3 protein-coding genes are annotated in these 9,028 nt (G+C 69.4%); all 3 read right to left on the bottom strand.

The features are described from left to right. Positions 1-341 precede the first annotated feature (341 nt). Positions 342-1,916, bottom strand: a complete 1,575-nt coding sequence (locus ACFY07_RS22180; protein ID WP_390870890.1) for a hypothetical protein — start codon at positions 1,914-1,916, stop codon at positions 342-344. After that, positions 1,913-7,759 carry a hypothetical protein gene (locus tag ACFY07_RS22175; RefSeq protein WP_390870888.1) on the bottom strand — a complete coding sequence of 1,949 codons (5,847 nt, stop codon included), beginning with the start codon at positions 7,757-7,759 and terminating at the stop codon, positions 1,913-1,915. Before ACFY07_RS22175 ends, ACFY07_RS22180 begins: the two co-directional genes overlap by 4 nt. A 468-nt stretch (positions 7,760-8,227) precedes the next feature. Beyond that, positions 8,228-9,025 carry a hypothetical protein gene (locus ACFY07_RS22170; RefSeq protein ID WP_390870886.1) on the bottom strand — a complete coding sequence of 266 codons (798 nt, stop codon included), beginning with the start codon at positions 9,023-9,025 and terminating at the stop codon, positions 8,228-8,230. Positions 9,026-9,028 lie beyond the last annotated feature (3 nt).

The following is a 9,028-nucleotide window of genomic DNA, read 5'->3' as shown; positions in this document are numbered from 1 at the left end:
CACCGGCCGAATACGAAGCCAGCTACTACCTGACAGCCACGAAACCCCTGGTCACAGCCACACCATAGAGTCTCCGACCAAGCCGGTGCGGTTCAGCAACTTTTCTTGCGGTACGTGATCGCAGCAGGTGAAGGGCGTGCAGGGTGCGGCTCGCTTGACGGGTGGCACGGCGTGAGGCGTTTCCTTTCGTCGCCGTCACCGGCGATGGAAGGGCGCCGACCAGTGGGGTAGCGGCCATCACTACGCGTTACCGCCGAAAGTGAGCCAGAGCCGATTACGAGACAGAGCCGTTGGCTAGACACAGCCGAGCGCGGCAACCCCGGGCCTGCTGAACGACAAGCTCAGCCGACGGTCCAGTCCGTGGTCAGCACCTTCGCCAGGACTACGAGGTCGTCGTGTTCGAGCGGAGTCCGGTGGGAGAGGGTGTTGCGGGCGGCGTGCAGTGCGCGCAGGCGGTGGCGTTGAGCGGTAGTCAGATTCAGCATGTACGTAGCGCTGGAAAGGCCGCCGATCTCAAGTTCATGTAGGTCAGGCACGTTATCCCCTCCAGCGGTCCTGTTCCCCCGATGCAGCGAACGGGCCTTTTCGCAGAAGTCCCGAAGGGTGAAGTGTTCAGTGCGGAGCAGACTCGGCACGAGGCGGATCAGAGAGGTGCGGGCTTCCTCGAGAAGTGGAAGAAGGACTCGGTTCTGCGCGTGGCAGACGAGGACCCGCAGTTCGTGGGAGCCGGAGTCCAGGAGACGGTGGGCTTGGGTGGGGCGGATGTGTCCGTCCCAGCTGTCGACGGAGCCGCGGGCCCAGGCGTCATGGATCTCGGCGTCGGGTGCCCAAGCGTGGGCGGTGGACATGCGCCCGCTCGGCACGGACTCTCCCTCGGCGGGGTTCTCCCTGGACAGCAGCTTGGCGAGCGCGGCGCGCAGACTGTCCAGGTCTCCGCCACCCCAGGCATCGCGGAGGGTGAGGACACGGTCGATGTCGGGTCCGCAGACTTCGGCGACGACGGCGTCAGTCACACGTCGGAGGAGCGCGCTGGCCGCATCCTCTGTGCCCGGGTGGGATCGCCAGACCATGAGGACCTCGGTGTCCAGACGGGTCCAGACCTTCCACCACCAGTGGATCGAGGACCGGCTCCGGTCACCGAGTACCGCACGGGGCAGATCGGCGGCACGGGCGGCGAAGAGCAGGCGGGGCCGCGCGCGGTCAGGCAGGCCGGCTTCGTGGAAGGTGGCCTGGGCGACACGAAGGAGTCGTGCGGCCTCTTCAGGAGAGGTCTCGTTCCAGCAGCGAACGACGATTGTGGGGGGTGCATGGCCGACTGCTGCCTGGTCGACCAGTGACCCGACGGGGTCCCTGCTGATGCCGAGCTCCTTGGCGAGCCGCTCCTCCAGCGTCAAGGTTGAGGCCGGGACAGTGGTGGCGACGGCGTCGGGCAAGGTGGTGCCGACTGGGGCTGCGAGCCCTCTCAGCAGTTTGCTGTATGGGTCGTCGGGCGCGTCGGCGTTCCAGTCCACATCCGTGCCAGCGAGAGGTCCGCGGGGCCCTGGTATCCATGTCCGCTGGGCCTCCGCTGACGCCGGGCCGGCATCGCGGTCGGCCAGGGAGACGACTCCGGGCACGGGGACCACTGCCTCGAGGCGGTGGGTCAGTTCGCGTACAAAGAAGTCGGCTCGGCCGGACTCCACGGCAGGGTCGGGAAAGTACCAGACACAGCTGCGGCCGGACCGGAGGTCCGCTTCCAGCAGGTCGAGGTGCCGACGCGGGCCAGGGAGCCGGGCGAGGTCCTCGTCCTCGATCTCCCGGACGATTCCCGCGGCTTCCGGCACCGAGACGGACCGCGCCAGGACTGCGGCGCCCGCAGCACCGGTGTCCGAGGGCGCGGTCCCCGTGTTCCCGGACACCATGTCCCCGTCGCTCACTGGGCAGGACCGATCGTCTTCAAGGCCCGGAAGCTGACTGCGTCGAGCCGGACACCAGTCTCTGCTGGGTCGAGCACGGCGAGTCGCTCGAGACGCTCCAGGAGGCGCTCGGCTGCCTCGAGGGCGTGGTCGTCGTCGCTTTCGTCGAAGAGCGCGGCCGCAAGGTCCCCAGGGGTCATGACAGCCTTGCCGGCCAGATACTCCTCGACGCTGTAGAACTGGGCCCAGGCCGCCAGACGGGAGATGTCCGCGTCGACGAGTCCGGCGGCCTGCAGGTGGGCGGTGGCAGCGGCGGGGGTGTCGAACTGCTCGCACAGACCCTGGAGGACCTCCCTGTGCCGCATGCCGGAACGCACGTTGTGCATGGCGAGTTCGACCAGACCGGGCCAACCGCCGGTGGCGTCGATGAGGCTGCGCCGTTCCTGCGGCGACCCGAACGGCGACTCCGGCCAGGCGCGCACGCTGTCGACGGTCCACCGCTGCGGGATGACGAGACCGGCGTTCGTCGTCTCCGCCTCCGCCGCCGTGACCGGGGAGCAGAGCACGACTGCGTACCGTCGAGACGCGTCGGGCGTCGCCTCGGCATCGATCGCCGTGGCGCCGGTGTGCTCGACGAGGCGCTGTGCGGCCTCCTTCACCTGCGCGCCCGTCCGGCCGCGCAGGTCGACGAACAAAAGCCTGGAGCCCCGCCTGCGACGCGAGTTCGAGGTGATCGCATCGACGAGACTGTCGTCGGGTCCCACGGTGACAACGTCAAGCCCGTAGCCGTCGCTGTACAAGCGCAGTCCGCGTTCGACGAGATGGTCACCGAGTGCCCGCGTACACGGCACGATGGTCGTGCGGGTGGAGTGTCCGAGCATGTCGCCGAATTGGCCCTCGGTGAGCGGGCTCATCACCTGGACTCCGCCCAGGACGCCCACCGAACGGCGGGCGGAGCGCGGGTTGTAGTCGTAGGGCAGGTCGAACTGGGTGTCGTTCAGCTCGCTCTCGAGCTCGTTGCGTGTACCCAGCATGTTCACCACGTTGGGGCTGCGCATCGCGTAGGCGCGCTCCTGGGTGGGGAGCTTGATGAGCAGGCCGAGACCGACCATCTCGTCAAGGTAGATAGTCAACTGACGCTCGCTGTTGAGGGGGAATCCCTCGCGCCAAATCCGGTGCGCCTCCTCCAGCAACTCCCCGGGCCGGGTGGCGTGAGCGTAACCGTGTTCGAGACTGCGCAAGGCGATCAGGAGGGCGAGGACGCGGTAGCGGTCCTCCAGGTTGATGGTGTAGCGCAGGCGTTCCGCGATGAGTTCGCGGACACGCTCCAGGTTGGCGACGGCCTGGACGTCGTCCCAGGTGATCGGTGCGTGCCGGCCGCCGGCGGGCATCGCGCGCTGCTGCATGTAGGCGACGAGATGGTCACAGAAGATCTGCACCAGGTTCGCCTGGTAGTTGGTGATGCCGAGGATGTGCCAGACCAAGTCGGGGCGTTCGAAGGTGAGGCCGACTGCGGCCAGGGGCTCCTCGACGAGCGCGACGGCGGCTTGCGGCTTGAGCGGACCGACCAGCACGCCGGGACCGCCGTGCGCCGTGACGACGTTGACGAGGTGGTTGAAGCGCTGCACCTGGTGCAGACCGGCGAAGACGACCTTGAAGGTCCGGTTGGTGTCCTCCATGAGGCGCTGGAGCCGCTTGACGGTACGGAAGGTCGACTGGCCTCCGCCGGTGTAGACGGCCTGGGCGTCCGCAGTGAGGAAGGCGTCGGCCTCGTCGGCGAGCAGCAGGATGCGTCGACCGGACTCCGCCTCGATCCACTGTCGGATCTTGTCGGCGATGGTATCGACGGGGCCGTGATCCGAGATGCTCCCCGAAATGACGCCGCGGCGCTTCAGCTCGGCCAGCAGGACCCGCCAGATGCCGTCGGGCGGCTCTGCGTGTCCGATGTCCGCTTTGAGCAGGTCGACGTAGACGGCGATGTGACGGTCCGGGTCGGCCTTCTGGAACACCTCGACCGCCTGCCGCAGCAGGGACGACTTGCCGAGCTGGCGGCCGCCGAAGAGGAAGATGGAGCCGTCGGGCCTGAGGACCTCCCGCATCTCCTCGGCTCGGCCTTTGAAGACCTCCGGCGGTACGAGGCCGGCGACGTGCGGTGTGTACGGGGTGTATCCCGTCCACGGCAGGGTGACCCGCTGCACGGCCCGGAACGAGCGTGGGGCACGGGCCGCGACCCAGCCGACGACGGCCGGGTCGATGACCAGGGCCTGCTGGCCGCGGCTGCGGGAGGCGAGCGCGAGCTGACGGCGCCCCTCGATGCCGAGAGGCTGCAAGTAGAGGATCACATTGGCGCCGATGGCCGAGTCCGGGAGGTGGCGCAGCGGGCCCTCGCCGCGCAGTTCGTCGGCGATGACGACGACCTTGTACATGCGGCGGGCCTGGGAGCCAAGGGCTGCTACGTAGCCCGGTGTGCTCTCCGTGATGTCTGCGCGCACGCTTAGCCGGGTGACGCCGTGCCGCCCCTCCTCGACGTTGGCCTCGGTCACGTGGAGACCGAGCAGGCGCAGGACACTCATGGCTGAGCCGCGAACTTTCCTCGGGTCGCGCTCGCGGATCAGGTTCTCCCAGGAGTCGAGCCCGGCGACCGCGTTCTGTACCAGCGAGTCGTCGCCCGCGTAGTGGTGCGCCCACCAGCGGGCGCTGACGCCGTGCCGAGTTGGCTGCGGGGCGTTGGGGTGGGCGACGCCTGCCAGGAAGCGGGCCAGTTCCTCACCGGCCGGTTCCGTGGCGGCGGGCAGCGCCTTGCCCCCGCGGGCGAACGACAGGAGTTCCTCTGCTGCGACCATTTCGCGTCGGTCCAGCAGCCCACGGATGCGCCGGTCCTCCGCCATGGTCAGGCGCGCGGCGTCGAGCTCGCGGTAAAGCTGCTCCGTATGCCGCTTTTCGATGGATCGAAGGTCGTCGCCGATTCTGGCTATGGCCCGGAAACGCTGCCCGTGGCGGTCGCCATGGTCGCCCTCCAGGTCGAGGAGGCGCACGGTGAAGTCGTGCTCGTCCTTTGCTTTCAGCAGGTTCTGCACCCGCATCTGGGCAAGAGCGAGTTGGGCGCGCTGGTGCTCCTCGGTGCACTTACGCCGCCAGTAGACAGCTTTGTCCGAGTGCGTCTGTCGCCACTCGGAGAGCTGTGCGGCCCGTATGGCAGCGCCGAGGACCCGCCCCTGCTCGAGTCGCTCCAGCAGACGGGCGGCCAGGTGCAGGTCGCCCTCATCCCAGTGGCGTCGCAGCGCGACGTCGGGTACGACCGGATCGACCAGGCCCAGCATCGCCATGAGCGCATCTTGGTGCTCGCGGCCGGGTGTGTCTTGGTCATCGAGCTCGGGTTCGTCCCGGCCCTCGTCCACCCGCCATGACAGACCAGGCAGGTGGAGCAGGCCGTCGGCGGGCGGCCGGAACCGGGTGTCGCGCAACTCGGGGGTGTAGGAACCATCGAGCCAGCGCAGCAACAGCGCGAGGAGAGCGCCGCCAACACCGGGCAGCGGCTTGGTCTGGTGGGCGGCCGTGATCGCCTTCATCAGGTCTCGGCCGACGTCGCGGCCACCGGACGAGCGCGGAGACGAGGCGATGCGCAAGGCCGCCGTGAGCAGGTCCTGGACGCCCTTGATGTGTCCGCGGAGCTGGTCGCGCGCCGCTGAGTGGATGGGGAACTTCGCCTGCTTGGGGGTCCGCTTGGCCCGGTCGGCGGCGTCGATCATCCGGTCGGCAGCATCGGAGCGCTTGTAGTGCTCCTCCATCTCTTTGGCCAGTTCCTCGGACTCGACGCGCCCCTCGGTCCAGCCCTGGATCGTCTCCAGCGTGTGTCCCAGTGTGCCGTCGGGTGCCGCGAGGACCTGCAGCACGATCGTGCCGCGTTGGTACTTGATGGTGCGCTGCGGCAGGTCGAGCGCAAGCTGGCGCGCCCGCTCACCGATCTCCTCGCGCCTGTCGACGGCGGATGCGGCTGCCGGCGCGTCCAGGTTGCCTGGCCGGATCTCGGCGGACTGCCGCACCGCGTGCACCAGCTCGTCCAGCACCCGCGCCCAGGGCCCGGACAGGCCCGACAGGGAGGTGTAGTCGGTCAGGACGCTGCTCGCCCAGCGCGCCGACAGGCCGCTCCGGATGGCCGCGGTCAGCAGGACCAGGTGGGCATCGCGGTCGTGGTCCCAGGGACGGTCCTCGTCGGCCGTCCCGAACAGCTCCTCGGCCTCCACCTGCAGGTCAGAGGCCCAGACCGGGGACGCGTGGAAAGCGGCATCCGCGAACCCGAGCGCGAGCGCGCGGTGCACCGGGGCGCCAGCGGCGCGGGTCAGCCAGTAGGACTCGGCGAGCCGGCCCTGCGTGACCAGGTTGACCACCGGGGCGGAAGCACCCGACCACACGTCCGTCGCCGACTTCACGGCGTGGGTGGAACGGCGTGGGGCGGGGACGGGGAGCGGGTCCGGTACCACGGCATTCTTCGCCGCAGGCGTTTCCGATGAAGAGGCGGCAGGCTGCTCGCCCGCAGCGCGAAGCGTGGCGGGCCTGGGCTCCTCGGACTCCCTCGGGTCGTCCGGCTCCTTCGGCGCGAGCACCTCGGGCGTCCGGCTCTGCTTCTGCTCCCTCTCCGGTTCGGCCGTGGGGCTGGTCAGGGCCTCGACGGTGGAAGTCTCCATCTCGATGGTGGACATCACATCGTCAACGGGGACGATCATCTCCGACTCGGCAGCGCCAGAAACTTCTTCCGAGTCGCCCCCGGCGTTGACAGGCGCCGGGTCCGGGTCGCTCTCGGAAGTCTCCTCCCCTGGCTGACCGATGCCGGCCTCCGTACCGAAGCGGGGAGCGTCACCCTCGTCCGGCGCCTGTCCGCGCAACTCCCGAATCCGCTGCTCGTACTCCGTGATCTGGTCGCGGAGGTGACCCCGAAGCATCTCACTCGAGGTCGCCTCGAACACGGTGCGGGCCTCGTCGAGCGCCTGCGCGGTCTCCAGGATCTCCCGGTCGATCTCCTGCCGGCGACGCTCATCATCCCGGATACGATCGACGAGCGCCTCGGCCGCCTCCCATTCCTGGTCGTCGCCCCAGGCGCCCCCCGCATCGGCGTCTGCGAGGGCGCGGCTCAGAGCTCGACGCTCCTGAACCCACAACACGGCTTGGCGCAGCAACTTCCGGTCACCGGCCAGCCGTCCGGCGCGGACGGCCGCGACGAACACGTCCAGCCGACTGGCCAGAGCCTCCGCAGCCTCTTTCAGCCGAACCGTCTCCTGCCCGATCCCGTCGGCGTCCGGTTTCAACACGATTTCGCTCCCCCGCGCTCCTGGTGGAGCGGTCCTCTCTCCATCGGCGCTCGATCTCGACGCATCGGCGGCATCCCGCACCGCCTGGCCCGCACAGGAAAGTCGTTCGTAGTCGGCTTCCGTCAGGGGAGCCGCATGGCTCGCGGCGACCTCATGAAGCTCCTCTGCGTGGTCACACGCGAGCCGGTGGGCCGGCAGATCGCCGAAGAGGAGGAGTCCATAGAGCATGAGCTGCGCCAGGTCCGGCGGCAGATCTCTCAGCATCTGCGTGAGCTGCGTAAGATCGGGATTCGGTATCTGCTCCTCGTACCCCAGCTCGCACAATCGGGAGCCCGCGAGCCTAGCGCCGCACGCACAGAGGCTGACAAGCAGCTTTTCGGGAGCCCGGGTTACCCACATGCGGGCGCCGGGGGTCTTGCGCAGCTTCGAGGTCGCCGGTCCACCGTGGTACTGCAGGGCCGAAGGGCCATGCGTCTTCTCGACGTGCCGGAACAGCATGAGCACCAGTTCAGGCTTTTCCTGCAGCCACTGCCTGAACGACGAAACCGAGAACACCATCCACCTCCTTGCCCCGCGCCCGCAGCGCACCTCTCCCCAGTTCCCGTCCCTCGGCTCACGCGCGGCTCGCGACCTCATGCCGCTTCGCCACGCCCAGACTCAGAGGTTCGGTAACCGGTAGTCATATCAGACCACGACGACAAGGCCTTACCTTCTGGGTGGATCACGTCCGCTGCCGTAGCGCATCGACGGCTGTGACCTCGCTCAGACAACGGCGGGGCTGATCCCGGAACATCTCGAGGGCCGCGTGTGTGCCCGCAGCGTAGGTGGACCAGCCTCATCAGGAGGTTGCGTCCGAGGAGGTGGTGTAGCGAGTAGCTCCGTAGAGGGGTGGCTGGCTGCAAGCTCGCCTTCCGCGACCTGCCGGCGTGCGTGTCACGAACCCTTTCTGCCATGGTCGCGCGCGGGCAGAACAAGTGCCGTCTTGCTGGCCGCCGGATGTGCCTGCCTCAGTGGGTTGAGCGGGTCCTAGCCCGAGGGCTGTGGGGTGCCGGTGGCCTGCGGCGGGGTGAAGGGGCTGGGGCTGGCGGCGAGGCCGTCGCTGGTGAGGGTGGGGGCGAGGTCGGTGAGGAGGGGGTGGGTGGCGGCGACGGTGCGGAGGATGCCGGTGGGGGTGTTGTAGCTGTCCAGGCGTCGGCCGCGGCCGCTGGTGAGCAGAGGACCGGTCTCGGGGGTGCTGTGGGGGGCGGCGGTGCGGCGGTGGGGGAGGTACTCGGCGACGGCGAGCGCGACGGGCGGGGGGACTTCGCGCAGGGCGGTGCCGCCGCCCTTGAGGGTGATGCGGGCGGTGGTGCGGTGCTGTTCGTGGATCCAGTCGTCGAGGTCGAGGGCGACGGCCTGGTGGGCGCGCAGGTCCATGCCGAGGATGAGGTAGCCGAGGGCGCGGGCGCGTTCGGCGTGCGGGCCGCGGTAGCGGTCGAGGGCGGAGAGGAAGAGGGCGGCTTGGGTGGCGTCGAGGGCGGGCCGGCCGGGGGGCAGGGTGGCAACGGGAGGTCGCAGGCCGCGGGGGAGCGGGTTCCTCACCCGGGGGTCGGTCTCGGCGGCGTGGCGGTAGAAGGAGCGCAGGCAGCTGATGCGCCATGCTTCGGTGCGGGGGTTGCCTGCGGCGGCCCAGTGGCTCACGTCGCGGGCGCTGGCGCGCCACACCTTCGCCCCGATGTGCTCGATCCAGGCGGTGGCCTCGCGCTCGTAGTCCTCGCGGGTGCCCTCGGCGTAGGGGCGGCCGGTGAGCCAGTCCTGCAGGACGGCGTAGGGGTCGGGCTCCATGGG

Source organism: Streptomyces sp. NPDC001380, assembly GCF_042895785.1.
GTDB lineage: Bacteria > Actinomycetota > Actinomycetes > Streptomycetales > Streptomycetaceae > Peterkaempfera.
This window is presented reverse-complemented; position numbering and strand designations above follow the sequence as displayed.

Excerpts from the sequence above, each read along its gene's own strand:
- ACFY07_RS22175 (WP_390870888.1), bottom strand. The coding sequence starts at position 7,759 with ATGGTGTTCTCGGTTTCGTCGTTCAGGCAGTGGCTGCAGGAAAAGCCT.
- ACFY07_RS22170 (WP_390870886.1), bottom strand. The coding sequence starts at position 9,025 with ATGGAGCCCGACCCCTACGCCGTCCTGCAGGACTGGCTCACCGGCCGC.